Origin of the sequence: Achromobacter sp. SIMBA_011 (assembly GCF_046535435.1) — a bacterium.
Lineage (GTDB): Bacteria > Pseudomonadota > Gammaproteobacteria > Burkholderiales > Burkholderiaceae_B > Achromobacter > Achromobacter dolens.
On sequence record NZ_JAWRWN010000647.1, the window covers coordinates 1 to 264 of the forward strand.

Here is a 264-nt window from a genome sequence, read left to right on the forward strand (position 1 = left end):
CGCTGAAGGATCCGGTCCGGCTCGAACTCGGCTACACGCGCGTGATGATGGGCTTCCTGCTGCTGCAGCCGGCGCCCGCGCGCATCAGCATGCTCGGGCTCGGCGGCGGATCGCTCGCGAAGTACTGTTACCGCCACTTGCCCGACAGCGCGATGGAGGCGGTCGAGATCAATCCGCAGGTGATTGCGTTGCGCGACGTGTTCCGGATTCCGCACGACGATGCGCGCTTCGCGGTGGTGTGTGCGGACGGCGCCGACTACGTCG

The 264-nt window shown here is 67.4% G+C and carries 1 pseudogene; it reads left to right on the top strand.

The features are described 5' to 3' along the window. A pseudogene (locus SB816_RS32545) lies at window positions 1-264 on the top strand (spermidine synthase); the annotation flags it as partial.